The sequence below is a fragment of the Rhizobium glycinendophyticum genome, from assembly GCF_006443685.1.
In the GTDB taxonomy this organism is placed as follows: Bacteria; Pseudomonadota; Alphaproteobacteria; order Rhizobiales; family Rhizobiaceae; genus Allorhizobium; species Allorhizobium glycinendophyticum.
In genome coordinates, this window is sequence record NZ_VFYP01000001.1 from 2,970,423 (window position 1) to 2,995,531 (window position 25,109).

A 25,109-nucleotide genomic window follows, 5' to 3' on the forward strand; every position below is an offset into this window, starting at 1 on the left:
TCAAGCCCTCTATAGCAGACGATGGCTTCGAACTGATGAACGACCTTCCCGTTTTCGAGATCATAGATGGCCGACATGACAGCGGCTTGGTGCTTCTGGCCGATCATGCCACGAACATCGTGCCAGACCGCTATGGCCGCCTCGGTCTGCCGGACAGCGCTTTCGAACGTCACATCGCCTATGACATCGGCATCGAAGCCCTCACCCGCAGCCTGGCCCGACGCCTGCGTGTGCCGGCAGTCATGTCGCGCTTCTCTCGGCTCTTGATCGATCCGAATCGTGGCGAGGACGATCCAACCATCATCATGCGCATCTCCGACGGCGCGATCATTCCCGGCAATCACCCGATCACGCAGACGGAATGGCAGCACCGGATCGACACGTATCACCGGCCTTACCACCGGGCAGTGTCGGAGGTCATTGCCGAGGTCGCGCAAGCATCCGGCAAGGCGCCACTGGTTTTGTCACTGCATTCCTATACCCCCGCCTGGAAGGGCGTGCCCCGTCCATGGCATGCAGCCGTTTTATGGGACACGGATGAACGCGCCGTGCGACCGCTGATCAACGCGCTGGAGGCCGGTGGCGACATCCTCGTTGGCGACAACGAACCCTATGACGGCGCGCTGAAGGGCGACACGATGTATCGCCATTGCATGATGTCGGGCATCCCGCATGCGCTTCTCGAAGTGCGTCAGGATCTGATCGGACACGATGGCGGCGTCGAAGCCTGGGCGGATCGGCTGGCGCCGATCTTTGCCCGCCTCAATGCCGACCCGATGCTACACGAATATCGGATCCATCCCTCGCGCACCGGCCCCTATCCGCCGACCGCCATCAAGCCCTGAAGGATCACGCCATGACCATGCCGACCAAGGAGCAGCAGACCGAACTGGAGGCGGCAGCCTTCCGCCGGCTCGTCTCGCACCTGCGCAACCGCGCCGATGTCCAGAACATCGACCTGATGAACCTCGCCGGCTTCTGCCGCAACTGCCTATCCAACTGGTATCTCGAGGCGGCAAAACAACAGGGGCTCGACCTAACGAAGGACGAGAGCCGCGAGATCGTCTACGGCATGCCCTATGACGACTGGAAGGCGAAGCACCAGCGGGAGGCGAGCACTGAGCAGCAGCAGGCTTTCCAGAAAAACCGCCCGCAGGAATGATCCGTGATGGAGCTTTGGCACTTGACGTCAGACCAACTTCGCGGCACGTGAACGCCCACGAAATCCATCTCGAACTGCCATTCCCGACATGAAGGAGATTGCCCATGTCTGATGCCGCCCACGGCGTCGCCCGCGACCAGCTCCGCGCTTTCGTCGAGCGCATCGAGCGCCTTGAAGAAGAAAAGAAGACGATCGCCGACGACATCAAGGACGTTTACGGCGAAGCCAAGTCCATGGGTTTCGACACGAAGATCCTGAAGAAGGTCATTGCCCTTCGCAAGAAGGACGATCAAGAGCGGATGGAAGAGGACCTGATCCTCGACACCTATCTACACGCGCTGGGCATGATCGAAAGCCCGCCGGAAGAAGCCTGATTCTCATCGACAAACAACAAAAACCCGCCTCGGCGGGTTTTTTCGTGTCTTGGGGTATCATCCCGAAGTAGGTCAGGGTGCGCCGAAGCGGCTCGGATCCACCGTCGTCGCATCCAGGCGGAAGCCGACGGGAACGGTCGTGGTCGGGGCGAGCAGCGAGCGCGAGACGACGCGCGGCGCCTTGCCCGGCTTGATCACGGTTTCGAACTTGCCCTGATTGAGCGCCCATTGCTCGATCATGCCCTTGGTCAGCTTCGTGCCGCCATACATCGCCATATGCGCGCGCTCTGCCTCTTCCTGGCCGGGGCGACGACCCTTGACCGGGAGCGCTGCATCGGCCCCGGGCACCGCTGCTTCCGGCGCATCGAACATGTCGCCGAACTGCGGCGTAGGCTCGCCTGCGGGCTTCTGCGGCAGGGAGGCAACCTCGACCGGTCTTTCAGCCGGCGCAGCAGTTACAGCAGCAGGTGCCGCACTTGCAGTTGCCTGCGCGGTCGGTGCCTCGGCCGGAATGGGCGCGACCATCTCGGCCTGATTGCTGCTTTCCAACGCTTCGGCAGCCTCGGGCGAGAGAATCGCCTGCTCGACTTCGTCAACTTCGGATTCGTCTTCTTCCTGGGCCTTGGCGAGAAGCGCCTCGGCAACGGCCGGACGGGCGGTCGGAACCGGCACGGTCATGCCGTTTGCCAGCATCATCGCATCACTGCCCGGATCAATTGACGCCGTCATCACGGCGGGCTCACTGCCACTCTGCTCCGGACGCGGGCCAAGCAGGGTCGGAACCGGGATCTTCATGCTGGCAAGATCAGCGAATTCACTCGACGGTGCTTCGGCCGGCACTGGCACGCCATTCGCCACTTGCTGTAACGCGTCTTCGGCAGCATTGCGCGGCGGCTGGTAAAGCGCCACGGCAAGGCTCGCGTCAGCCGGTCTCAGCGACGGACGGGCCTGCGGCACGGGAGCGGCTTCCACGCCCGGCAGGGCATTTGCGACCATCACGGGTTCGGCCGCAGTCACGACCGGCGGAGGCGGCGGTTCAACCGCTTCCGGCTGTGCGGCAAGCGCAGGGCGTTCGGCAGGTGCCGGAATGTCTTCTTCTTCGTCCTCGTCACCACCACCAAACAACATGGCGAGGAAATTACGCGGACGGCTCGGGCGCTTGTCATCGGCCATCATGACCGCGCCACCCGATTCAAGGCGACGCTTGTATTCGGCGAGCGCCTGCTGATAGCCCGGCAGCGGCTTGCCATCTGCGGGAATGTGAACGGTCTTGCCGTCGGGGAAGAGGCGCACGAGATCCTGACGGTTCATGCGCGGCCAGGCGCGAACGCCCGCAACGTCCATGTGCACAAAAGGTGAGCCGGAATTGGGATAGTAGCCAACGCCGCCGGCCTGCAGCTTCACGCCGAGCTCGCGCAGCGTCTTCAGCGGCACGCCCGGAATGTAAAAGTCCATCGCGGTGCCGCGCATGTGCTGGCTTTCCTTCGCGACACCCTTGGAGCGCGAACGCAGCATGGCATTGGTCTGCGGCGAACGGTAACCGGAGACGGCCTTGATATAGCCCTTGGCACCAGCGCGACGATAGACTTCCCAGACGAGGTCGAAGAGGCGCGGGTCCATCTTCGTCGGCTCGTTGCGGCGCCAGTCGCGCAAGATATAGTTGAGCTGTTTCAGACCCTTGGGGTCATAGCGGCCATTGCGCTTGAAGGTGATGGAAGCGCGTTCGCCGGTATGAACGAATTCGATGTTCAGCGTACGTGTCTCAGCCCGCGCCAGCCCGGTCGACCCGAACAGCGTTGCGGCTCCCACCAGCAAGAATGCAAGCACGGAGCACACCAGCCTCGCTGCAATCTTCGCGCATGCGGATGAGGGCTTGCGCCCGTCCTGCCATCGGCGCGCGCTGATGTCTTGCGATGTCTGCAATGCTATCCCCGTCAGAATACGTCCCACGCCAACTCAAGGTGAACGTCAAATGCGGTCACACCATGGCAAATTTGCCACATCCGCACAAGCAGTCCCGTTATGGTGAACGTCTGCCTAACACATGTCAGGCTCTTGGTAGGCGATTAAGCTTACCCCGGGGTTAACATCAGCGATTTGAGACAAATCAAGCGGCGTCCTTTTGCGGATCGTCAGGATCGATCCCGTAGTCCTTCAGTTTGCGGTAGAGGGTGGAGCGGCCGATGCCGAGTTTGCGGGCCACCTGGCTCATCTGGCCCCGGTAGAACTTGAGCGCGAAGCGGATCAGTTCCTCTTCGATCTCCGCAAGCTTCCGGACATTCCCGGCCTCATCAGTGCTGACGATGACATTGCCGGTTTGGATATTGCCGAAAGCTGTGGACGAGGATGACGACGGCTGGCCGACGAAGCTCGCCGTGCGCTCGGCAAGTGCCGCTTGAACTTTCGCAAGCGGGCTTGATTCGTCTCTGACCTCACCCGCCTCGCGTTGAGCCACGCCGGAACGGTGGCCGCTGACCTGGGCCGAGATCTGCGGGAAATCGCTTTCGCCGAGGCTTCCCCCTTCGGCCAGAACGACGGCGCGAAAAACGGCATTTTCCAGCTGCCGTGTATTGCCGGGCCAGTCAAAGGCGGTCAGGAGCGCAATTGCGGACGCTTCGACCTGCAGACTGCGAGGCAGGCGCTGCTCCAGCGAGAAGCGCTCGACAAAGGCCCGCACCAGATGCGGGATGTCTTCCTTGCGCCGCCGGAGTGCCGGAATGGTGATCGGGAACACATTGAGACGGTAGTAGAGATCCTCGCGGAAGCGGCCGGCCTTGACCTCCTCAATCAGGTCCTTGTTCGTTGCCAGCACGAGACGGACATTGACCTTGGCAGCACGCGGCGGATCGCCGCGGACCAACTCGCCCGATTGAACCACGTCAAGGAGCCGCGCCTGGGCAGACGCCGGCAGTTCACTGATCTCCTCAATGAAAAGCGTACCGCCCTCGGCTTCACCGAACTTGCCTGCGGCGTGAATAATGTCCGTATCGGAAAAACGGGCATCTCCAAACAGGATCCCATCAATCTGCGCCGGCGCAAAGGCATGGCAATTGAGCGTGACGAAGGCGCGAGATGAGCGATCGCTGGCAGCATGGATGGCGCGGGCGACGAGTTCCTTGCCGACGCCCCCCTCCCCTTCGAGCATCACCGGAATGGTGGACTGCGCTGCACGCCGCCCGAGTTCAACAACGCGGGACATCGAGGCGCTGGCCGCGACGATATCCGTGAAGCTGACGGCACCACTGCGCGCCCGGCGTGGCGTGCGCCCCTGCAGGCTGCTGCGATGGATCTTGAGGGCTGCTTCGACGGCACCGGAGAGACGCTCTGGCGCAAAGGGCTTGACCAGAAAATCGAAGGCTCCGGCCCGGACGGCATCTAGCGCCGTCCCCGTCGCCCCTTCGGCCGTGGCAACCAGCACCGGCACCGCCGGGTTGATCTCGGCAAGAACTGCCAGCAGCCCGGACTGCAGCCCCTCCGGGGCGGAGGCGTCGACAATGACGACGCCAATCTGATCGCGCTGGCGGCGAAAGGCATCAATGGCTGCATGGGCGGTTTCCGCCGCGTGGACGACATGGCCGTGCGCTTCAATCGCAGCCTTCATGCTGCGACGCTCGGCGGCATCTTCATCGATGAGTAGAATGTGTGAAGTCAACTTGCGCTCCCCGAGGTCAGTGCTGGCGCCTTCGCGCTCCTGGGTTATCGAGCGGGAGCCTGCCAGAAAGGACTGAACATGTTGTTGGGAGAAAACCTCGGATTTTAACGATTTTTAACCTGTATTGGCACAGCCCACCGAAATTGCGCGGGACGCCGGATCTACGGGGAGAGCTCCTAGGAAACGCGTCCAGCAACCGCCCAGACAAGGAAGCCCAAACGGCCTTGCGCTTGCCGACCGTGACGGGACTGACTACATCTCCCGACAAGAGACAGGAAAGGACATCACCATGACAATCGAGCGAAGCCCCGTTTTTGCGAGCGCTGCCGAAGCCCAGGCGAAGCAAACAGCCCAGCTCGGCGATCTGCCCGTCTGGACCCTCGACCATCTCTATCCGGGCCAGACCTCGCCCGAATTCCTGTCCGCAGTCGACAAAGCGGCAGCCGACGCGCTCACTTTCGAGACGAAGTGGAAGGGGAAGCTTGAGGCAGCCCTTGAAACCGTCGGCAACGACAGTCTCGCCACGGCGCTCACGGAACTCGACGCCCTGGAAGACCTTCTCGGCCGCGTCGCCTCCTATGCCGGCCTGACCTATTATTCCGACATGACCAACCCGGCGAACGGCAAGTTCTTCGGCGACATTCAGGCCAAGCTGACGGATATCTCTTCCCGCCTCCTCTTCTTCCCCCTCGAACTCAACCGGCTGCCCGACGATGCCGTGGACGCGGCGATGGACCGCGACCCAGCGCTCGGTCACTTCCGTCCATGGATCGTCGATCTGCGCAAGGACAAGCCCTTCCAGCTCGACGATCGGATCGAACAGCTCTTCCTGGAAAAATCGCAGACCGGCGCTGCCGCTTTTAACCGCCTCTTCGACGAGACATTGGCCTCGCTCCGCTTCACGGTAGGCGAGGATGAAATGCCGCTGGAGCCGACGCTGACGCTGTTACAAGACGCCGATCCCGCCAGGCGCAAGCTGGCCGCAGAAGCCCTGTCGAAAACCTTCAAGGCCAATATCCGCATCTTCACTCTGGTGACCAACACGCTCGCCAAGGACAAGGAAATCTCCGACCGCTGGCGCGGCTTTGAAGACATCGCCGACAGCCGGCATCTGGCGAACCGCGTCGAGCGCGAAGTGGTCGACGCACTAGCCGAAGCCGTACGCCAAGCCTATCCGCGCCTGTCGCATCGCTATTACAATATGAAGGCGAAATGGCTCGGCATGGACCAGATGAATTTCTGGGACCGCAACGCGCCGCTCCCCGAAACGCCGGATAGACTGATCCCGTGGGATGAAGCCAAGGACATGGTGCTCTCGGCCTATGGAGGCTTTGCACCTGAAATGGCCGAGATCGCCAATCGCTTCTTCGACGGCGGCTGGATCGATGCACCCGCCCGCCCCGGCAAGGCTCCCGGCGCCTTTGCCCATCCGACAGTCCCTTCCGCGCACCCCTACGTGCTCGTCAACTATCTCGGCAAGCCGCGTGACGTCATGACGCTCGCCCATGAACTCGGCCATGGTGTGCACCAGGTGCTGGCCGGCGGCCAGGGTGCGCTGATGTGCCAAACCCCGCTGACGCTCGCCGAAACCGCCTCCGTCTTCGGCGAAATGCTGACCTTCCGCGCGCTCCTCGACAAGACGACCGACAAGCGCGAACGCAAGGCCATGCTCGCCCAGAAGGTCGAGGACATGATCAACACGGTCGTGCGTCAGATCGCCTTCTACCAGTTCGAGCGCAAGATCCATACGGCCCGCAAGGAAGGTGAACTGACGGCGGAGAAGATCGGCGAGCTCTGGCTCTCGGTCCAGGAAGAGAGCCTCGGGCCGGCGATCAAGATCTCAGAGGGCTATGAGACCTGGTGGGCCTATATCCCCCACTTCATCCATTCGCCCTTCTATGTCTATGCCTACGCCTTCGGCGATTGCCTGGTGAACTCGCTCTATGCCGTTTATCAGAACGCAGAAGACGGCTTCCAGCAGAAGTATTTCGAGCTCTTGAAGGCTGGCGGCACGAAGCATCATTCCGAGCTTCTCGCCCCCTTCGGCCTCGACGCCACGGATCCGTCGTTCTGGGCCAAGGGTCTGTCGATGATCGAGGGGCTGATCGACGAGCTGGAAGCGCTAGATAAGGCAACCTGAACCGGAGCAGCCGACATTCCATGCGTGACCACGCGCCTTATGCGCTCTTCCGCGACGACCGCGCGGGGACAAGCCTCGTTTTTGCCGAACCGCAGACGCTCGTCGTCGCCCGGACGGCAGACGAGATTGAGCCGGCGCTTGCCATTTTGGAAGCACACCGCAAAGCCGGGAAATGGCTCGCGGGTTACCTCTCCTATGAAGCGGGCTTCCTCTTCGAGCCCAAGCTTCGGCCGCTGATTGAGGATTGGCGCGAGACGCCACTAATCTCTATGGGCGTCTTCGACGCGCCTGCACCTGCGGAACACCCGCTGGCGCAAGCGCCCTCGAACATTACGAATTCGCCGCTCTTGAGCGACCCGCACGCCGCCTGGGACTTCGAAAGCTATCGCAGCCGCTTCGATCGGCTGCACCATCACCTGCGCAAGGGCGACTGCTATCAGGCCAATCTCACCATGCCGGTCGAGGCAAAATGGGAAGGGGATCCCCGCGCCGCCTTCTGGTCGCTTGTCGGCCGCCAGCCCGTGCATTACGGGGCGCTGATCGACTACGGCAATGGTCCCGTCATCCTCTCCCGGTCGCCGGAACTGTTCTTTTCCGTCGACGAAGAGGGCTGGATCGAGACCAGGCCCATGAAGGGCACGGCAGCGCGTGGCACGTCACCGGAGGAGGATGAGGCGATCATCGCCACCATGCTCGGCGACGAGAAGACCCAGGCCGAAAACCGCATGATCGTCGACCTCCTGCGCAATGATGTCTCCGTCATATCCGAGGTGGGCACACTTTCGGTCCCCAAGCTGTTTGCCATCGAGACCTATCCAACCGTCCATCAGATGGTGAGCTATGTCAGGGCCAGGCTCTTGCCCGACATAGGACTGCCCGAAATCATGGCCGCTCTCTTCCCTTGCGGTTCGGTGACCGGCGCGCCGAAAATGTGGGCTATGCGCATCCTGCATGAACTTGAGGCAGGCCCGCGCGATGTCTATTGCGGCGCGATCGGCTGGTGCGACCCTGCGGGCCCGATGCGTTTTTCGGTTGCGATCCGCACGATCTCTCTTTTCAACGGCGGGCGCGCCGTCTTCAATGTCGGCGGCGGCATCGTCTTCGATTCGAAAGCCGAGGCCGAATACGAGGAATGCCTGCTGAAGGCACGCTTTGCCGTGGGAGACGAATGGATTTCTCGCTGATCGAGACGATGCGGTGGCAGCCGGACGCAGGCTTCCTGCGGCTCGACCAGCATCTGCGCCGTCTCTCGCGCTCGGCCGACGCACTTGGCTTCCGCCAGCCGCAGGACGCGAAGGGCAGGCTGGAGAAGGAAGTTTCCGGCAGCGTGCCGCTGCGCGTCCGCCTCGTCATGACTTATCGCGGCAAGATGGACGTGAGCGTCACTCCTTTCGAACCCGTGCCGGAGGAAGGGGTCTGGCGCCTAAAGATCGCAAAGACGCGGCGGCAATCCGAAGACAGCCTGTTCCGTCACAAGACCACCCGTCGCGAGCCCTACGAGGCTGCGCGCGCCGAATTCTCGAAGGACGAGGCGGACGAGGTGATCCTGCTCAACGAACGGGGCGAAGTCTGCGAGGGCACGATCACCAACATCTTCGCCGAAGCCGCTGACGGCATGCTGCTCACGCCACCGCTAACCAGCGGCCTCCTGCCGGGCGTCTTGCGCGCCGAACTGATCCGCGAACGCAAGGCACGCGGCGAGGTCCTGAAACTCGACGACCTGCGCCACCGCCGCCTCTTCGTCGGCAACTCCCTGCGGGGGCTCATCCCCGCAGAGTTGGTAGAAACATAAAAGACATCACTTGCGCCGGTAGAAGACCATGCCGCCGTGATGCAGAACGTCGGGACTGACAAATGTGCCGTCGGCTGTGAAACCTGTGTCGTCCCAGTAGTCGATATGGGTGCCGGTCACGACATACCGGCCCTGATAGGCGCTCTCGCGGGTACCGCGGGCTTCGTCGTAACGTCCATTCGGCAACAGCTCCTGGCGGATGCGACCGTCTTTCGTGACCCACATTCCGACATAAGGATGGGCCTGCTGGTCTTTGATTGTCTGAGACATGTTGTCCTCTGCATGACTGGGCAAGGGGATCGACGCTAGTGCGGCGGCGAGGATGAGGGTGAGACGCTGAGAAATAGCCATGGGAACCTCCGTCAGTGGGGCGAACGCACCGGGCGCACGACGATCTCGCTGACATCGACATCGTCCGGCTGCTCCATCGCATAGCGGACGGCTCGCCCGATCGCGTCGGGCGTGAGCGCTACCGACCGGAAAGACTCCATGGCCCTGGACGCGACAGGATCGGTGATTGTGCCGGCCAATTCGCTTTCAACGACGCCGGGATGGATGCAGGTGACGCGCAGCCTGTCATTCTCCTGGCGAAGACCGTCGGAGATCGCCCGCACCGCAAACTTGGTTGCGCAGTACACGGCAGCGGTCGGCGAAACGCTGAGCGCACCGATCGAGGCAATGTTGATGATGTGGCCGGATCCGCGCTCGGTCATTTCCGGCAAAACCGCAGCAATGCCGTGGAGCACGCCCTTGATGTTGACGTCCACCATCCGATCCCATTCCTCGACCTTCAGCGAAGACATGAGCGACAGCGGCATGATGCCGGCATTGTTGACGATTGCGTCCACGCGACCGAAGGCCGTTCTTGCAGCCTCGGCAAATGCTGCGACGTCTGCGCGGTCGGTGACATCCAGCCGTCGGGTCATTATCTGCCCGCCCGCCCAGCGCAGTTCGCCGGCCACGGTTTCGAGCCTGTCCATCCTGCGGGCGCCGAGGACGACGGTCGCCCCTGCCTTCGACAACTCCCGTGCAATACCGACGCCGATGCCGCTCGATGCGCCGGTGATTAGTACAACCTTGTCCATGATCGTCTCCTTCGTGGTTGCCGCCTTCAGCGGTTGTCACCAAGGTAATGCTGGGTCATTGTTGCGATAAGCCGCCCATTTCTTTCCTCACCCGTAAGCGTTCCTAACCAATGCCCTATGATCTCAACGCTCTCGCCGTCTTCGTTCTCGTGGCAGAAGAAAGAAGCTTCCGCGCCGCCGCAGACAGAATGGGCGTGACCCGCTCGGCGGTGAGCCAGACGATCCGCAAGCTCGAGGAGAGCCTGGGGATTGCCCTGGTCGCGCGGACGACCCGCAGCGTACGCCTCACCGAGGCTGGCGAGCGGCTCCATGATCAGATCGCCCCTTCCCTTAAGGAAATGACGGGCGCCCTGGAAGCGGCGACGAACCTGCGCGGACAACCGCGCGGCCGGCTCAATCTTGCCGTCTCGTCGATCGCCGAACGGTTCCTCTCAGGGGCATTGCTCGCGCGCTTCGCACGCGAACATCCCGAGGTCAAACTGCATGTCACGGTAACCGACGAGGAGTTCGACATTGTCGCCGAAGGCTATGACGCGGGTGTGCGTCTCGGTGAGGTGATTGCGCAGGACATGATCGCCATTCCCGTTTCGGGCGAACTGAGACAGTTGGCGGTCGCATCGCCCGCCTATCTCGAGGAATTCGGCACGCCTGCCCACCCGCGCGATCTCGCGAACCATCGCTGCATCGGCTGGAGGATCAAGCCGCAGGTCGCGCATTATCGGTGGGAATTCGCCGAGAACGGAAAGGAGTTTTCCGTAACGGTCGCCGACACCATCACCACCACCGACATGGCGCTGATGGTCAAGCTCGCCATTGCCGGCGCCGGCATCACCTTCGGCATGGAGGACACGTTCCGCGATCCGCTCGCGCGCGGCGAACTCGTGCCGGTTCTGGAGGTCTATTGTCCGTATTTCCCGGGATTTTACCTCTACTACCCCAGCCGGCGAAATATGGCGCCGAAACTTAGGGCCTTGGTTGACCACTTGAAACGCTGAGGATCGTGCGGAGGCCACGGATATTGACAGCAGTGCCAATCCGCTGGAGCCTGCACGCCATGCCCTTCATTCATGCCCCCTATGCCGGCCACACGCGCCCCTTCACCATCGGCCTATCGGCCCTCGATCCGTCCCGCTGGATCGAACCGGATGCGGATCTCGGAAGCTATCTCGCGCAAAAGCGCGAACTGGCCGCGACCCGTCTGGACGAGGTCTTTCGCGCAACGGACGACAGTCTGGACGCGCAGCGCGAATGTCTTGCAGCCATTCTCGATCATCTCGGCCAGTCCCACCCGGACCTCTGGCGCCGAACGGGCGCAAGCATGGAGGTCGCGGGTCAACCGACCTCGCTTGAGGATGATAACCTCCCCCCGCTTCTGCGCGCCGGTCTGCTGGTGCAGGACGACCTCGTGATCATGATGAAGCGTCAGGCCGGATGGTCCATCGCCGCCGCCCATCTCTCCTTCCCATCCTCCTGGCGGCTCGCGGAGAAATTCGATCGGCCGATGGAGGCGGTGCATGAACATGTCCCGGGCTTCCAGGGAGGTACCCGCAATGCCGCGATGATCAATCGCATCTTCGACAATCTCCTGCCCGAGCAACCGGCAGAACGCTTCAACTGGTCGATCAACTGGCAGGAAAAACTCTTCCATCCGGAGACCGGTCGAAATGATGCGGCCGAGCCAGATCAGGCCGTGGTCCGGGTGGAACGGCAAACACTGACGAAACTGCCTGAGACCGGAGCGGTCGTCTTCACCATCCGCATCTATCTCGACCCGGTCACCCTGTTCGACCGCCATCCGGAGGGCCGGCGTCTGGCAACCGCCCTTGCCGATCAGCTCGAGGGCCTGAGCGAGCCACAGCTTTTCTACAAGGGCCTGGACCGCCAGCGGAGCCGGCTCGTAGCCCGGCTGCGGCAAGATGCGACGGCGGAAAATCAGCGCTAGACCCCCGTCCCCGCCGGCCCCCACCCTTTATTGTGTCAGAGTTTTGTGATCTAGAACCGCCAGTATCGCTCCGGCCGCATGAGACAGGCCGGAAACTCGGCCCGCCGATCTGGTTGGGCCCTCCAAGGAGACGGAAATGAGCGAAATCACCTACCCGGTTTATGGCGAGATCACCGGCCCGATCGTGATGATCGGCTTCGGATCGATCGGCCGCGGCACCCTGCCGCTGATCGAACGCCACTTCAAGTTCGACAAGAGCCGGATGGTCGTCATCGATCCCCGCAACGACGAAGCGGAACTGCTCGCCAAGCATGGCATCAAGCACATCCAGGCGCACGTCACCAAGGACAACTACAAGAAGCTCCTGAAGCCGCTGCTGACCGAAGGCGACGGCCAGGGCTTCTGCGTCAACCTCTCGGTCGACACCGGCTCGCTGGACCTGATGAAGCTCTGCCGCAAGCTCGACGTTCTCTACATCGACACCGTCGTTGAACCCTGGCTCGGCTTCTACTTCGACAAGAACATGAAGAACTCCGAGCGCACCAACTATGCGCTGCGCGAAACCGTGCGCCAGGAAAAGGCGAAGAACCCGGGTGGCACGACGGCCGTCTCCACCTGCGGCGCCAATCCGGGCATGGTCTCTTGGTTCGTCAAGCAGGGCCTCGTCAACATCGCCAACGAACTCGGCATCAAGTTCGACGAACCGGACCAGAACGACCGGGAAGGCTGGGCCAAGCTGATGAAGAAGGTCGGCGTCAAGGGCGTGCATATCGCCGAACGCGACACCCAGCGCACCAAGAACCCGAAGCCGCTCAACGTCTTCTGGAACACCTGGTCTGTCGAAGGCTTCATCTCGGAAGGTCTGCAGCCGGCCGAACTCGGCTGGGGCACGCACGAAAACTGGATGCCGAAGAACGCCAAGAAGCACAAGAAGGGCTGCAAGGCCGCGATCTACCTGGAACAGCCCGGCGCCAACACCCGCGTTCGCACTTGGTGCCCGACGCCGGGTCCGCAATACGGTTTCCTCGTCACCCACAACGAGTCGATCTCGATCGCCGACTATTTCACCGTCGAGAAGGATGGCGAAGTTGTCTATCGCCCCACCTGCCATTACGCCTACCACCCGGCCAATGACGCGGTTCTGTCGCTGCACGAGATGTTCGGCAATGGCGGCACCCCGCAGCCGGTCCTGCACGTGCTAGACGAGGACGAACTGGTGGATGGCGTCGACGAGCTCGGCGTGCTGCTCTACGGCCACGAGAAGAATGCCTACTGGTACGGCTCGCGCCTGTCGCTGGAAGAAACCCGCCGCATCGCGCCCTACCAGAACGCGACGGGCCTGCAGGTGACCTCCGCCGTGCTTGCCGGCATGGTCTGGGCCATCGAGAACCCGAAGGCCGGCATCGTTGAAGCCGACGAGATGGACTACAAGCGCTGCCTGGAAGTGCAGTCGCCCTATCTCGGCCCGGTCGAAGGCCACTACACAGACTGGACCCCGCTCGACGGTCGCCCGGGCCTCTTCCCGGAAGACCTGGACGAAAAGGATCCGTGGCAGTTCCGGAACATTCTGGTCCGCTGAACCATTCAGGACCGAAACGAGGTCCGTCGCTTGCGGCGGGCCTTTTCCGCACTTTGGCTCGGACCGGGATAACTACGGGAACGCGGGTACGGTGCCTTGCTTTGCCCGAGGCTTCGCGGCATGGTTTGCAACAACGCAGAAAGGTGGACGGCATGGCCGAACCGCCGAGATCGTGGGAGATTGAGATGAAGACCAAAACCGTGGTGACGCTGGCAGCTGCAGGGCTTGCCCTCACCTCCTGCTACTCCTCCGGTCCCCCGCGCCAGCTTCCGACCGTTCAGCAGGGTCCGTCCATCGAGGGCGACTGGGTCGACCCGAACGGCATCGCGTCCAGTTTCCAGGGCGGCACATTCACCACCCGCACGACCGACACGAACCAGGTCCTGGCATCCGGCACCTACACGCTGCAGGGCGATCGGCTCGTTGAGATCAACATGACCTCGCTGGTCCGCAACACAAGGCAGAAGGTGAATTGCGCGCTGGTCACTCCGTCGCAACTGAACTGCACCTCGGACAGCGGCGCCCAATTCTCGCTGGCACGCCGCGGCTGAGTAAGCTGAAACGTCTGCACACCGAAGCGGCCTTACGGCCGCTTCTTCGTTTTCAGCCGCTCTAACATGAGCCGCCACCTCCTTTTTCCCTTGCCCTGCCTCAGGCTTGATGAAAACATTCGGCATCCCGGCCGGCATGCACCTGTCACAGTCGCATGCCAGACAGTGACAGACGGATTGAAACAGGAGACAGACGATGTTCAGACACTTGCGAATTGGCCTATTGAGCGCATCCGTGCTCGCCCTTTCCACAGGCGCCGCCCTCGCCGATTTCGAACTCAACATCCTCCACATCAACGATCTGCATTCCCGCATCGAAGCGATCAACAAATCTGATTCCACCTGCTCTCCCGACGATGCCGCGAAGAACGAGTGCTTCGGCGGCATAGCCCGCGTAAAGGCGGCGATCGATGCGCGCCGCGCCGAACTCAAGGATAAGAACGTGCTGACGCTCGATGCGGGCGACCAATTCCAGGGCTCGTTGTTCTACACCACCTACAAGAGCGCCCCGATCGCCGAGTTCATGAACGGCATCGGCTTCGATGCCATGGCGATTGGCAACCACGAATTCGACGACGGCCCGGAAGAACTCGCTAAGTTCATCGACGCCCTGAAATTCCCGATGATTTCGGGCAATACGCTGGCCGGCCTCAATTCTCCGGTCGCCAACAAGTTCAAGCCCTACATCATCAAGGAGTTCGGCGCCGACAAGGTCGCCGTCGTCTCGGTTCTTGCAACAGACACCGACGAGACCTCATCCCCGGGCGATGCCATCCTGTTTGCCGACGAGATCGGTTACCTGAAGGAGGCCGTGAAGGAGATTGAAGGCCAGGGCATCAACAAGATCGTGCTCTTGTCCCATGTCGGCTACGTCAAGGATCAGGAGATCGCGAAAGCCGTTGACGGCATCGACGTGATCGTCGGCGGCCACAGCCACACGCTTCTTTCCTCGACCGACGAAAAGGCCGCAGGCCCCTATCCGACCCTGGTGAAGAGCCCGTCCGGCAAGGACGTGCCGATCGTCACGGCCTATGCCTATTCTAAATATCTCGGCGACCTGACTGTGACCTTCGATGATGCCGGCGTCGTCAAGTCCTCGTCCGGTGCGCCAAAACTGCTCGACGCCTCGGTAACGCCTGATGCCGGCTTCACCGCTAAGGTCACCGAGCTTGCCGGCCCGATCGAAGAGGTCAAGCAGAAGGAAATCGGGGCCACAGCCGAAGCCATAGACGGCGCCCGCGAAACCTGCCGTGCGGTGGAATGCTCGATGGGCAATCTCGTCGCCGATGCCATGGTCGACCGCCTGCAGGATCAGGGCGTCACCATCGCCATCCAGAACGGCGGCGGTCTGCGCGCCTCGATCGACGCCGGCACCGTTACCATGGGTGAAGTGCTGACGGTTCTTCCCTTCCAGAATACGCTAGCCTCCTTCCAGTTGAAGGGCTCCGACGTTGTTGCAGCCCTCGAAAACGGTGTGAGCCAGGTAGAAGAAGGGGCTGGCCGCTTCCCGCAGGTCTCGGGTCTCAAATACACCTTCGACACGTCGAAGCCGGCTGGCAGCCGCGTTTCAGACGTTCTGGTGAAGGAGGGCGACAAGTTCGTCCCGATCGACGCCAACAAAATCTATGGCGTTGCCACCAACAACTACATGCGCGGCGGCGGCGATGGCTACAAGGTCTTCGCGACCGGCGGCCAGAACGCCTATGACTTCGGCCCGGGCCTCGAAACCGTGGTTGCGGACTACATCGCCAAGAACAGCCCCTACAAGCCCTATACCGACGGCCGCATCACCGTCGCCGAAGCGGCGGCTGCGGCGACGACGACGGCACCCGCTGCTGAAACACCGGCAGCGCCTGCTACCGAAACCCCTGCCACTTCCACCGCCCCCGCGACAGAGGCTCCCGCCGCTGCAGCACCGGCAGCGACCGCTCCGGCACCGACGGCAACCGAAACGGCCAAGTCCGTCGCTGAAACCGCCTACAAGGTGGTCGCCGGCGATAGCCTTTGGAAGATCGCCAAGGCCACCTATGGCGATGGTCTGTTGTGGAAGAAGATCGCCGAGGCGAACACGCTGCGTAACCCGGACCTCATCACGATTGGCAAGGAATTGCAGCTGCCGCCGAAGTAAGACGGTTCGCCGCATGCGCTTGCAGCCGGTCCGGGCTTCCCCGGGCCGGCTTTTGCTTTTATCAGATGATCCCAGTGCCATATTTCGACGTATTGCTTCGCTGCAGCAAATCATCAGGACAATCCAATGACCGCAATGCCCGCCCACTGGCCCTCCGACCATCCGCCCGTCAATTTCGGCAAGGTCGGCGTGCTCCTCGTCAACCTCGGCACACCCGACGGCACGGACTACAAGTCCATGCGCCGCTATCTCGAGGAATTCCTGACGGACAAGCGCGTCATCGAGTGGTCCCGCTGGTTCTGGTATCCCATCCTCTACGGCATCGTGCTCAACAAGCGCCCGCAGAAGGTCGGCAAGGCCTATGAAGAGATCTGGAACAAGGATCTCGATGAAAGCTATCTGCGCACATACACCCGCAGCCAGGCCGAGAAGCTCGCCGTTGCGTTGAAGGACTTGCCCAACGTGCATGTCGACTGGGCCATGCGCTACGGCCAGCCGGCAATCCAGGCGAAGATGAACGAGATGCAGAAGGCGGGTTGCGAACGCATCCTCGTCTACCCGCTCTATCCGCAATACGCGGCAGCCACCACCGCGACGGTCAATGACGAGGCCTTCAAGGCGCTCTTAAAGATGCGTTGGCAGCCGGCGCTGCGCACGGTGCCGCAATATGCCGATGATCCCGTCTATATCGCCTCGCTGGCAAACTCGATTACCGAGCACCTCGCCACCCTCGACTGGGAACCGGAACTCGTGATCACCTCCTATCACGGCATCCCGCGCTCCTACTTCATGAAGGGTGACCCCTATCACTGCCAGTGTTACAAGACGACGCGTCTGCTGCGCGACTATCTCGGCTGGGAGAAGGAAAAGCTGATGGTAACCTTCCAGTCCCGCTTCGGGCCGGAAGAATGGCTGCAGCCCTACACCGATAAAACCGTCGAGAAGCTGGCCAAGGAAGGCGTCAAGCGGATCGCCATCCTCAATCCCGGCTTCGTTTCCGACTGCCTGGAAACGCTTGAGGAAATCGCCGGCGAAGCAGGTGAAGAATTCCTCCACAATGGCGGCGAGAAATTTACCCACATTCCCTGCCTCAACGACAGCGACAACGGCATGCGCGTGATCGAGAATGTCGTGCGCCGCGAGTTGCAGGGCTGGGTCTGAAGACACGCATCGCGGCAGGCACACCTCATGCTGCTCCTGCCGCGAAATCTCGGCGGTATGTGCCGAACGGATGCGCGAGATAATGCGCAAGGGCCATATTTCAGCCGCAGCGAACACAACCGAAATGCGAGCTCCCCTCGCATTCGGTCTTGATCGAATCGATGAGCGAATTTCAGGCATTCTATTGATGCATCTATGAAATCGCGATGTTACCGATACCATTGACCATCGGCGAGCGACATGACACCGACAACCAGTAGCTGTCCAGACCGTTGAAGAGATCTGATCACCTCTCCATCTAATTGAATTTTATTATGATTTTATAGGTGTGAATTCTTATATTAAGAGTGCGTTTAACAATGACTGCTAGAATTCTGGGCAACTGAAGGAGTTTGCCATGAGAATTCTGAAATCGACTGCAGCCATCGCTGTCCTGGCCCTGTCCGTGGGCCCGGTTCTGGCTGAGCCGCCGAAGCCCGACGTTGCCAAGCTTGTCACGCCTGCGATCATCGCAGATATGCGCAAGTTCATCGATACCGAAATCGTGCAGGTGTCCGTCGAAGCCCAGAACCAGCGCTTCAACAACCTGTCGCAGGACAAGATCGACGCACTCGACAACCAGTGGAAGGCCGAGCGCGAAGCTGCCGACAAGCCGCTGATCGCAGCAACCCTGTCGAGCCCGCTCTCCGTGTATCTCGCCCGCATCCAGGGCAAATCCCTCGGCCTTTATGCCGAAGTCTTCGTCATGGACCAGACGGGCCTGAACGTCGGCCAGAGCTCTGTCACCAGCGACTTCTGGCAGGGTGACGAAGATAAATACCAAAAGACCTTTGCCGTTGGCGATGATGCGCTCTTCATCGATGAACCCGAGTGGGACGACGAAGCCAAGATCTGGCGCGACCAGGTGAGCTTCACCATTCAGTCGGCGGACAAGAAAAAGATCGGTGCCGTCACGGTCGAATTGAACCTGACGGAACTCGAAAGGCGTATGCAGGCCGGTTCCTGAGTGACCGCCACGGCGCCATGATGGTGGCCGTGTCCGCAAACCATGTTGCACACTCTCCCCTATAGAGACGGGAATAGACCATGCTGAAGAATATCTCTGTCAGCGCCAAGGGCTTCGTCGCCTTCGGCATTCTGGCAGCCATCGCCATCGCCTCGTCGACATTCATCTACAATCGGGCCCTGGTCGCCAATCATCAGGTCGAAGAAAGCGAACTGGTGAACCAGCTCGTGGACACGATTATCGAATTTTCCGGCGACCTGTCTTTGACGGACCTGAACCTCAAGACCTTCCTCTTGACCGGCAACCGCGAATATTCGGCGGCAGCCGAAGCCGGAATGGCCGAGGTCGTGAGCGACATGGGCCAGCTGGAAAAGCTGTTCAGCGAACAGGCTCCCGCAGAGTTGCCGAAGCTCAAGGAAGCATTTGCCGCCGTCAGCGATTGGCGCACGAAAATCGTGGAGCGCCAGATTTCGCTGATGCGTGATCCCCAGTCGGTTGAACTGGCCCGCGCCATCGAAGTGACAGGAGAAGGCGAAAAGCTCGTCAAGTCCTTCAATGCGAGCCTTCAGGACGTGAAGTCCGCCATGGCGACCCGCGCCCAGGCGTCAGCGGCGACCCAGCATGACGCGCTGGATATCGTGGAGAATGTCAGTCTCCTCGCGTCCCTCGTCGTCGGGATCGCTGCCATTCTCATGAGCTTCCTGAACTTCCAGCTCGTATCTCGTCCCCTCGGCAAGCTCGCCGAAGCTACGTCGCGCCTTGCCAATGGCGACCTCGACGTCAGCATCGAGCAGGGCGGCAAGGATGAGATCGGCCGCATGGCAGGTTCCATGCAGATCTTCCGCGAAGCAGCCATCGCCAACAAGCGGCTCGAGGCTGAAGCAGAGGAAAACCGCAAGCGTGCCGAGGCAGACCGCATCGCGGACCAGCAGCGCGCCGAGGCGGATGCCGCAGAACGTCTGCGCATCGCGACGTCCGGTCTCGCGTCCGGTCTGCAGCGCCTCGCATCGGGTGACCTCGCCTTCCAGATCAACGAAGCCTTTGCGCCGGACTTCGAACAGCTGCGCCACGACTTCAACCTGTCAGTCCGCCAGCTGAACACGACGCTCGCCGGTATCACCAACAGCGTCGCAACCATGGAAACCGGTACCCGCGAAATCGCCTCGGGCACCGACCATCTGTCGAAGCGCACTGAACAGCAGGCAGCCGCCCTCGAAGAAACCGCAGCAGCCGTCGAGGAAATCACGGCCAATGTGGTCAACTCGACCAAGCGCACCGAAGAAGCCCGCAGCGTCGCGTCGCAGGCCAATACTTCGGCCAACCAGTCCTCGGACGTCGTCGCCCGGGCCGAAGAAGCCATGCGCCGCATCGAAGGCTCGTCACAGCAGATCTCCAACATCATCGGAGTGATTGACGAAATCGCCTTCCAGACGAACCTGCTCGCCCTTAACGCCGGCGTCGAAGCCGCCCGCGCAGGCGAAGCCGGCAAGGGCTTTGCCGTCGTCGCCCAGGAAGTGCGCGAACTCGCCCAGCGGTCCGCGAACGCCGCCAAGGAGATCAAGGCACTCATCCAGAACTCGTCGACGGAAGTTGCCGGCGGTGTCGATCTCGTCCGCAAGACCGGCGAGGCACTGCGGACCATCGGTGGCCTCATCAGTGAGATGAACACCCATATGGATGCAATCGCGATCTCGGCCAAGGAACAGGCAACGGGTCTCTCCGAAGTCAACCATGCGGTCAACGCCATGGACCAGACGACGCAGCAGAACGCAGCCATGGTCGAGGAATCCAATGCCGCCTCCGGCGCACTCGCTGCCGAAGCCGCCAAGCTCCGCGACCTGATCTCGCACTTCAAGATCGAAGGCACGCAGACGGCCCAGGCAAGCGCGCTCCGCGACACAGCCCGCGCCATGGCGCGTCCGAGCCAGTCAGCAGCACCGGCAGCACGCCCGACAACGCCGCGCCCCGCGACACAGCAGGCTCGTTCATCAGCCCCTGCCCCGCGCGCCCACGGCAATGCCGCCGTCGCCCAGGACAACTGGGAAGAGTTCTGAGCACGGCTGCGAATGCAAGATCGCGAGCACACGATGATGAAAGGCGGAGGATCATCCTCCGCCTTTTTTCCGTTTAGGGTGCTGTTGATGCCTTCTGCCTCGCCCGGCTGACAAACCAACCCTTGCAAACCACGGGACATATCCCGATGTTAACCGCATGCTACGCGGCGCTTGGTAGCCGCAAGAGGAGGGGTTAACGCATGCTCGCAGGTCCGGATATCGTCGTCATTGCGCTTGTAGCGCTGGTCGTTCTCGTTCTTTTCGCCGGGATCAAGACGGTGCCGCAGGGCTATCGCTACACAATCGAGCGGTTTGGCCGCTATACCCGTACACTGGAGCCCGGCCTCAACCTGATCGTGCCCTTTATCGAGCGCATTGGCGCCAAGATGAATGTCATGGAACAGGTGCTCGACGTCCCGACCCAGGAGGTGATCACCAAGGACAACGCCTCGGTCTCGGCCGACGCCGTCGCCTTCTACCAGGTGCTGAACGCAGCCGAAGCCGCCTATCAGGTGGCCAATCTCGAAAACGCCATCCTCAACCTGACCATGACCAATATCCGCTCGGTCATGGGTTCCATGGACCTCGACGAACTTCTGTCGAACCGGGAGGTGATCAACGACCGCCTGCTCAAGGTCGTCGACGAAGCCGTCCGCCCCTGGGGCATCAAGGTCACCCGCGTCGAGATCAAGGATATCCAGCCGCCGGTCGACCTGGTCGACGCCATGGGCCGCCAGATGAAGGCCGAGCGCGAAAAGCGCGCCCAGGTGCTCGAAGCGGAAGGTTTCCGCAATGCGCAGATCCTGCGCGCCGAGGGGGCCAAGCAGTCGGCGATCCTCGAAGCCGAAGGCCAGCGCGAGGCAGCCTATCGCGAAGCCGAAGCCCGCGAGCGTCTGGCGGAAGCCGAAGCGAAGGCGACGCGCCTGGTCTCCGAAGCCATCGCCGCCGGGGACCTCAACGCCATCAACTATTTCGTTGCGCAAAAATACACCGAAGCCATGACCTCGATCGGCACCGCCAGCAATTCCAAGATCGTGTTGATGCCGATGGAAGCCTCGGCTCTTGTCGGCTCGCTTGGGGGCATTGGCGCCATTGCCCGCGAAGTCTTCGGTGACCAAGGCACACGACCCGTACGGCCGGCCACGCCGGCGGCCCCGGCCGCAGCAACACGCGTCACGCCCCCCGCGCGCACCACACCCACCGTCAATCCCTTCGGCCCCAGCAGCGAGACGTGACGATGACTGCCCGCATCGTCACCGAACTCGGTCCCTGGAGCTGGTGGGTGCTCGGCATGCTGCTGCTCGCTGCCGAACTGTTGATGCCCGGTGTTTTCCTGGTCTGGATCGGGCTTGCAGCGCTCGCAACCGGCGCTCTGTCCCTGCTGTTGTGGGACCTCGCCGTCTGGAGCTGGCAGGTACAGGCACTGGCCTTCGCCTTCGCCTCCGTCGCCTTTACCCTCGCCGGCCGCCGCTATTACGGTCGCGCGGATATCGGCAGCGACGAACCGCTCCTCAACCAGCGCGGCGCGAGCCTCGTCGGTCGCACGGCGACACTTGCTGAGCCGATCCGCGAGGGCCGCGGCCGCATTCGTCTGGATGACACCTTCTGGATCGTCTCCGGCCCCGATCTTGCTGCCGGCACTCGTGTGCGCGTCGTCTCCAGCAACGGCCGTGACTTGACGGTGGAAGAAACCTGATGGGCTGGCGAACCCTCAGGCGACACCAATGCGCAGCAGGTCGTGGAAGTGGATGAGGCCGATCGGATGATCGTGCTCGTCGACCACCATCAGCGCGCCGATCCCGAGCTTGTTGATCATTGCCGCCGCCGTGGTCGCAAGGGCATCGCCTTGGATCACCTTGGGATTGGCCGTCATCACATGCTCGACATTGAGGACGGAGAGATCGCGCGCCAGATTGCGGGCCATGTCGCCCTCTGTCACGATACCGCAAAGCTTGCCGCCGGCATCCACCACGCCAACGCAGCCGAAGCGCTTGTGCGACAGTGTCTTGACCGCCTCCGGCATCGACGTGCCGAGCGGCACCAGCGGCAACCGCTCGCCGGTATGCATGATGTCGCGCACATGGGTCAGAGCAGCACCCAGCTTGCCGCCGGGATGGAAGGTGCGGAAGTCCGAGGGCGAGAAACCGCGGGCCTCGAGCAGCGCAATCGCGATGGCATCGCCTATCGCCAGTTGCAGCACGGCAGACGTGGTCGGCGCCAGTCCGTGCGGGCAGGCTTCCGTCACCTTCGGCATCAGGAGCACGACATCGGCATTGCGGGCCAGCGTTGAATTCTCGCCCGAGGTGATCGCAATGAGTGGGATCGAGAACCGGCGGGAGAAGGCGAGAATACCCTGTAGCTCGGTCGTTTCGCCGCCCCAGGAAATGGCGAGGATCGCATCGTCCTGTGCGATCATGCCCAGATCGCCGTGATTGGCCTCCGAGGGATGCACGAAAAAGGCCGGCGTGCCGGTCGAAGCGAAGGTCGCGGCAATCTTCGAGCCGATATGGCCGCTCTTGCCGACCCCGGTAACGATGACCCGGCCGCTGATATCGCCGATGGCCTTGACGGCATTGCCGAAGGGCGCAGCGAGCGGCCCTGCAAGGACATCTTCCAGCACCTTCAACCCCTCCCGCTCGGTCGCAACGACCCGGATCGCGGACTGTGTGGCACTGGCTTCGACGAGATTGACGGCGCGCTTGATCATGGCCCGTCCCTTACTGCGTTTGGGCGTCTCTGTAAATCAGACCCGCGCAGGCCCCCCGCCGAAACCAAACATTAACCACCAGGCTTTACCTTTCGGTAAGCATGACGGAGCGCCGGGCGGACGAAATGACGATGAATGAAAAGACGGGATTGCGGGGCTGCAAGCGCCTCGGGCTGCGCGGCATGACCGCGTTGCTGGCCGCCCATGTCTTTGCCCTGCCCTTGCCGCTTGCCGCCCAGCAGGCACAGACCTCGACGACGGCCACGAGCGGCACCACCAACTGGCTGGTACCCAATGGCGGCAGCGCGAACGCGTCCGACACGACCGATCTTCTGGCGGGCCCGACCGATCCGACGGCGGCCGCCGCCCAAACGGATCCGACCACCACCGCGACCACGACACCGGCTCCGGCTCTCCCGTCCAACGGCGACACTGCCGAAGCGACCCCGCTGGATGACGATATCGGCCGGCAGAATTTGCGCGAAACGCGGCTAGACAATCCAGCCGCCGCCCGCATCCGTCGCGACGAGGAAGCCGATATGGGCGTCCGTCTCGGCACGCTCATTCTGCGCCCTGCCCTCAGCCAACAGATCGGGATAGAGCGTGAGAAGACATCGACCGGCACGGAGAAGCGGGTCTTTTCGGAAACCGGACTTAAAGGCACCATCACCTCCGACTGGTCGCGGCATGAACTGACCATCGGGGGCGAAGGCGCCTGGCAGGAGACGCTCTCCGGCGACGGCACCGACAAACCGCGCGCGAGGATCGACGCAAACCTGCGCCTCGATCTCGCCGATGATACCGTCGCCAATATCAGCGGCGCCTATAGTTTCAGCCGAGAAGATACCGATGACCCGAATGCCATTTCCGGTGCGAGCGTCCAGTCAGGCGTGCACCAGTTCGATGGCGGTGTGTCGATCGAGCGCGACCTCGGCATTCTGCGTGGCTCGATTGCCACGCAGGCAAGCCGTTATCTCTATTCCGATGCCGAACTGTCCGATGGCACGACCGTCGACCGCAGCGACCGCAATCGCACCCGCGCGACGGTCAGTGCACGCCTCGGCGTGGAACTTTCGACCGCGCTGACGCCCTTCGTCGAAGCAACGACCGGCAAGGTCGTCTATGACGACAGCGTCGATTCCAGCGGTTACCGCCGCTCAGCCGATATCTACGGTGCTAAGACTGGTGTCACGCTCGATCTCGGCGAGAAACTGCGCGGCGAAGTGGCGCTTGGCTACGAACAACAACGGTTCGACGACAACCGCCTAGAGGATCTGTCGGCGGTGACGGTGGATGGCAACATATTCTGGTCGCCGCGGGAAGGGACCACGATCGACGCCACGCTCGCCACCACGCTCGATCCGTCAACTGCCGCCGGCGTCAGTGGAGCGGCGGTACACAGCATCGACGTCAACTTGGCACACGATATCAGAAGCAATCTCGTTGCACGCCTGACCGGCGGCGCTTCGGTCAGCCGCTATGACGACGCCGGCGCCTCTGCCGACAAGACGGTTTACAATGCAGGGGCGGGTTTGACCTGGAAGGTCAATCGTTACCTCGACGCGACGGCCGACCTGACCTATGAGCGCAACGATTACAAATCTGCTGGCGAAACCGATACGGTGACCGCACTGGTCGGCCTGACCGCCAAGCGCTGAGGCTCGGCGGCCGGCCAATTCAACCTTATTTCAGAGCGGCGAGAATCGCCTTCAGTTCCTGTTCGATCGACGGACGGATGTCCGGGCGCTCGATGGCAAAGGCGACATTGGCGAGGAT

General features: G+C 62.0%; 22 protein-coding genes. 17 read left to right on the forward strand and 5 right to left on the reverse strand.

Translation table 11 applies throughout. The features are described from left to right. Positions 1-35 precede the first annotated feature (35 nt). The 3 genes from FJQ55_RS14575 to FJQ55_RS14585 all read left to right on the forward strand — a co-directional run bounded on the left by FJQ55_RS14575 (position 36) and on the right by FJQ55_RS14585 (position 1,536). Entirely contained in the window at positions 36-845 is an 810-nt protein-coding gene (locus FJQ55_RS14575) for an N-formylglutamate amidohydrolase (RefSeq protein WP_140828960.1), read from the forward strand. Between the two features lie 11 nt (positions 846-856). Then, complete coding sequence (locus FJQ55_RS14580) at positions 857-1,162, forward strand: DUF1244 domain-containing protein (RefSeq protein WP_140828961.1); 306 nt, start codon at positions 857-859, stop codon at positions 1,160-1,162. A gap of 104 nt (positions 1,163-1,266) precedes the next feature. After that, the gene (locus FJQ55_RS14585) at positions 1,267-1,536 is read left to right on the forward strand and encodes a DUF2312 domain-containing protein (RefSeq protein ID WP_062280008.1); all 270 of its coding nucleotides are present in this window, start codon (positions 1,267-1,269) and stop codon (positions 1,534-1,536) included. Positions 1,537-1,608: 72 nt separating this feature from the next. Here FJQ55_RS14585 and FJQ55_RS14590 read toward each other — a convergent pair whose 3' ends face one another. Both FJQ55_RS14590 and FJQ55_RS14595 read right to left on the reverse strand, forming a co-directional pair. After that, positions 1,609-3,363, reverse strand: a complete 1,755-nt coding sequence (locus FJQ55_RS14590; RefSeq protein WP_246085104.1) for a peptidoglycan L,D-endopeptidase MepK — start codon at positions 3,361-3,363, stop codon at positions 1,609-1,611. A gap of 280 nt (positions 3,364-3,643) precedes the next feature. Beyond that, positions 3,644-5,188 carry a sigma-54-dependent transcriptional regulator gene (locus FJQ55_RS14595; protein WP_140828964.1) on the reverse strand — a complete coding sequence of 515 codons (1,545 nt, stop codon included), beginning with the start codon at positions 5,186-5,188 and terminating at the stop codon, positions 3,644-3,646. Between the two features lie 289 nt (positions 5,189-5,477). On the opposite strand from FJQ55_RS14595, the gene FJQ55_RS14600 reads away from it, so the two are divergent. The 3 genes from FJQ55_RS14600 to FJQ55_RS14610 are packed head-to-tail and all read left to right on the forward strand — an operon-like array spanning position 5,478 to position 9,120. Further along, positions 5,478-7,328, forward strand: coding sequence for a M3 family oligoendopeptidase (locus FJQ55_RS14600; RefSeq protein WP_140828965.1), 1,851 nt, complete (start codon positions 5,478-5,480; stop codon positions 7,326-7,328). Between the two features lie 20 nt (positions 7,329-7,348). Then, positions 7,349-8,512 (forward strand): aminodeoxychorismate synthase component I, encoded by a 1,164-nt coding sequence (locus tag FJQ55_RS14605; RefSeq protein WP_140828966.1) that lies wholly within the window; start codon positions 7,349-7,351, stop codon positions 8,510-8,512. After that, a complete protein-coding gene (locus tag FJQ55_RS14610) occupies positions 8,497-9,120 on the forward strand; it encodes an aminotransferase class IV family protein (protein ID WP_140828969.1) in 624 nt (207 codons plus the stop codon). The genes FJQ55_RS14605 and FJQ55_RS14610 overlap by 16 nt, the downstream gene beginning before the upstream one ends. 6 nt (positions 9,121-9,126) lie before the next feature. Here FJQ55_RS14610 and FJQ55_RS14615 read toward each other — a convergent pair whose 3' ends face one another. Together FJQ55_RS14615 and FJQ55_RS14620 are read right to left on the reverse strand one after the other, a co-directional pair. Next, positions 9,127-9,471 (reverse strand): Atu4866 domain-containing protein, encoded by a 345-nt coding sequence (locus FJQ55_RS14615; protein WP_140828971.1) that lies wholly within the window; start codon positions 9,469-9,471, stop codon positions 9,127-9,129. An 11-nt stretch (positions 9,472-9,482) separates the two neighbouring features. Further along, entirely contained in the window at positions 9,483-10,205 is a 723-nt protein-coding gene (locus tag FJQ55_RS14620; protein WP_140828973.1) for an SDR family oxidoreductase, read from the reverse strand. 110 nt (positions 10,206-10,315) lie between these two features. Between FJQ55_RS14620 and FJQ55_RS14625 the strand changes: the two genes are divergently transcribed. The 10 genes from FJQ55_RS14625 (at position 10,316) to FJQ55_RS14670 (ending at position 22,322) form a co-directional block, all read left to right on the forward strand. Continuing rightward, positions 10,316-11,200, forward strand: coding sequence for a LysR family transcriptional regulator (locus tag FJQ55_RS14625; RefSeq protein WP_140828975.1), 885 nt, complete (start codon positions 10,316-10,318; stop codon positions 11,198-11,200). A gap of 32 nt (positions 11,201-11,232) precedes the next feature. Beyond that, positions 11,233-12,147 carry a heme-dependent oxidative N-demethylase family protein gene (locus tag FJQ55_RS14630; protein WP_342781708.1) on the forward strand — a complete coding sequence of 305 codons (915 nt, stop codon included), beginning with the start codon at positions 11,233-11,235 and terminating at the stop codon, positions 12,145-12,147. 136 nt (positions 12,148-12,283) lie between these two features. After that, positions 12,284-13,726, forward strand: a complete 1,443-nt coding sequence (locus FJQ55_RS14635; RefSeq protein WP_140828976.1) for a homospermidine synthase — start codon at positions 12,284-12,286, stop codon at positions 13,724-13,726. Positions 13,727-13,911: 185 nt separating this feature from the next. Further along, positions 13,912-14,277, forward strand: coding sequence for an outer membrane lipoprotein Omp10 (gene omp10, locus FJQ55_RS14640; RefSeq protein ID WP_140828977.1), 366 nt, complete (start codon positions 13,912-13,914; stop codon positions 14,275-14,277). 196 nt (positions 14,278-14,473) lie between these two features. Beyond that, entirely contained in the window at positions 14,474-16,405 is a 1,932-nt protein-coding gene (locus FJQ55_RS14645; RefSeq protein ID WP_140828979.1) for a 5'-nucleotidase C-terminal domain-containing protein, read from the forward strand. A gap of 126 nt (positions 16,406-16,531) precedes the next feature. Further along, positions 16,532-17,566, forward strand: a complete 1,035-nt coding sequence (gene hemH / locus FJQ55_RS14650; protein WP_140828980.1) for a ferrochelatase — start codon at positions 16,532-16,534, stop codon at positions 17,564-17,566. A 397-nt stretch (positions 17,567-17,963) separates the two neighbouring features. Next, a complete protein-coding gene (locus FJQ55_RS14655; RefSeq protein WP_140828982.1) occupies positions 17,964-18,572 on the forward strand; it encodes a hypothetical protein in 609 nt (202 codons plus the stop codon). Positions 18,573-18,652: 80 nt separating this feature from the next. Beyond that, positions 18,653-20,626, forward strand: coding sequence for a methyl-accepting chemotaxis protein (locus FJQ55_RS14660; RefSeq protein WP_140828984.1), 1,974 nt, complete (start codon positions 18,653-18,655; stop codon positions 20,624-20,626). A gap of 200 nt (positions 20,627-20,826) precedes the next feature. Next, on the forward strand, positions 20,827-21,861 hold the full coding sequence (locus FJQ55_RS14665) for an SPFH domain-containing protein (RefSeq protein ID WP_140828986.1): 1,035 nt from the start codon (positions 20,827-20,829) through the stop codon (positions 21,859-21,861). 2 nt (positions 21,862-21,863) lie between these two features. Beyond that, positions 21,864-22,322, forward strand: coding sequence for an NfeD family protein (locus FJQ55_RS14670; RefSeq protein WP_140829310.1), 459 nt, complete (start codon positions 21,864-21,866; stop codon positions 22,320-22,322). Between the two features lie 15 nt (positions 22,323-22,337). Here FJQ55_RS14670 and FJQ55_RS14675 read toward each other — a convergent pair whose 3' ends face one another. Further along, the gene (locus tag FJQ55_RS14675; RefSeq protein ID WP_140828987.1) at positions 22,338-23,333 is read right to left on the reverse strand and encodes a KpsF/GutQ family sugar-phosphate isomerase; all 996 of its coding nucleotides are present in this window, start codon (positions 23,331-23,333) and stop codon (positions 22,338-22,340) included. A 125-nt stretch (positions 23,334-23,458) separates the two neighbouring features. Between FJQ55_RS14675 and FJQ55_RS14680 the strand changes: the two genes are divergently transcribed. Continuing rightward, on the forward strand, positions 23,459-24,991 hold the full coding sequence (locus tag FJQ55_RS14680) for an outer membrane beta-barrel protein (protein ID WP_140828989.1): 1,533 nt from the start codon (positions 23,459-23,461) through the stop codon (positions 24,989-24,991). Positions 24,992-25,109 lie beyond the last annotated feature (118 nt).

Excerpts from the sequence above, each read along its gene's own strand:
- FJQ55_RS14575 (WP_140828960.1), top strand. The coding sequence starts at position 36 with ATGAACGACCTTCCCGTTTTCGAGATCATAGATGGCCGACATGACAGC.
- FJQ55_RS14680 (WP_140828989.1), top strand. The coding sequence starts at position 23,459 with ATGACGATGAATGAAAAGACGGGATTGCGGGGCTGCAAGCGCCTCGGG.
- omp10 (WP_140828977.1), top strand. The coding sequence starts at position 13,912 with ATGAAGACCAAAACCGTGGTGACGCTGGCAGCTGCAGGGCTTGCCCTC.
- FJQ55_RS14580 (WP_140828961.1), top strand. The coding sequence starts at position 857 with ATGACCATGCCGACCAAGGAGCAGCAGACCGAACTGGAGGCGGCAGCC.
- FJQ55_RS14585 (WP_062280008.1), top strand. The coding sequence starts at position 1,267 with ATGTCTGATGCCGCCCACGGCGTCGCCCGCGACCAGCTCCGCGCTTTC.
- FJQ55_RS14615 (WP_140828971.1), bottom strand. The coding sequence starts at position 9,471 with ATGGCTATTTCTCAGCGTCTCACCCTCATCCTCGCCGCCGCACTAGCG.
- FJQ55_RS14660 (WP_140828984.1), top strand. The coding sequence starts at position 18,653 with ATGCTGAAGAATATCTCTGTCAGCGCCAAGGGCTTCGTCGCCTTCGGC.
- FJQ55_RS14600 (WP_140828965.1), top strand. The coding sequence starts at position 5,478 with ATGACAATCGAGCGAAGCCCCGTTTTTGCGAGCGCTGCCGAAGCCCAG.
- FJQ55_RS14635 (WP_140828976.1), top strand. The coding sequence starts at position 12,284 with ATGAGCGAAATCACCTACCCGGTTTATGGCGAGATCACCGGCCCGATC.
- FJQ55_RS14610 (WP_140828969.1), top strand. The coding sequence starts at position 8,497 with ATGGATTTCTCGCTGATCGAGACGATGCGGTGGCAGCCGGACGCAGGC.
- FJQ55_RS14625 (WP_140828975.1), top strand. The coding sequence starts at position 10,316 with ATGCCCTATGATCTCAACGCTCTCGCCGTCTTCGTTCTCGTGGCAGAA.
- FJQ55_RS14620 (WP_140828973.1), bottom strand. The coding sequence starts at position 10,205 with ATGGACAAGGTTGTACTAATCACCGGCGCATCGAGCGGCATCGGCGTC.
- hemH (WP_140828980.1), top strand. The coding sequence starts at position 16,532 with ATGACCGCAATGCCCGCCCACTGGCCCTCCGACCATCCGCCCGTCAAT.
- FJQ55_RS14645 (WP_140828979.1), top strand. The coding sequence starts at position 14,474 with ATGTTCAGACACTTGCGAATTGGCCTATTGAGCGCATCCGTGCTCGCC.
- FJQ55_RS14675 (WP_140828987.1), bottom strand. The coding sequence starts at position 23,333 with ATGATCAAGCGCGCCGTCAATCTCGTCGAAGCCAGTGCCACACAGTCC.
- FJQ55_RS14670 (WP_140829310.1), top strand. The coding sequence starts at position 21,864 with ATGACTGCCCGCATCGTCACCGAACTCGGTCCCTGGAGCTGGTGGGTG.
- FJQ55_RS14605 (WP_140828966.1), top strand. The coding sequence starts at position 7,349 with ATGCGTGACCACGCGCCTTATGCGCTCTTCCGCGACGACCGCGCGGGG.
- FJQ55_RS14655 (WP_140828982.1), top strand. The coding sequence starts at position 17,964 with ATGAGAATTCTGAAATCGACTGCAGCCATCGCTGTCCTGGCCCTGTCC.
- FJQ55_RS14665 (WP_140828986.1), top strand. The coding sequence starts at position 20,827 with ATGCTCGCAGGTCCGGATATCGTCGTCATTGCGCTTGTAGCGCTGGTC.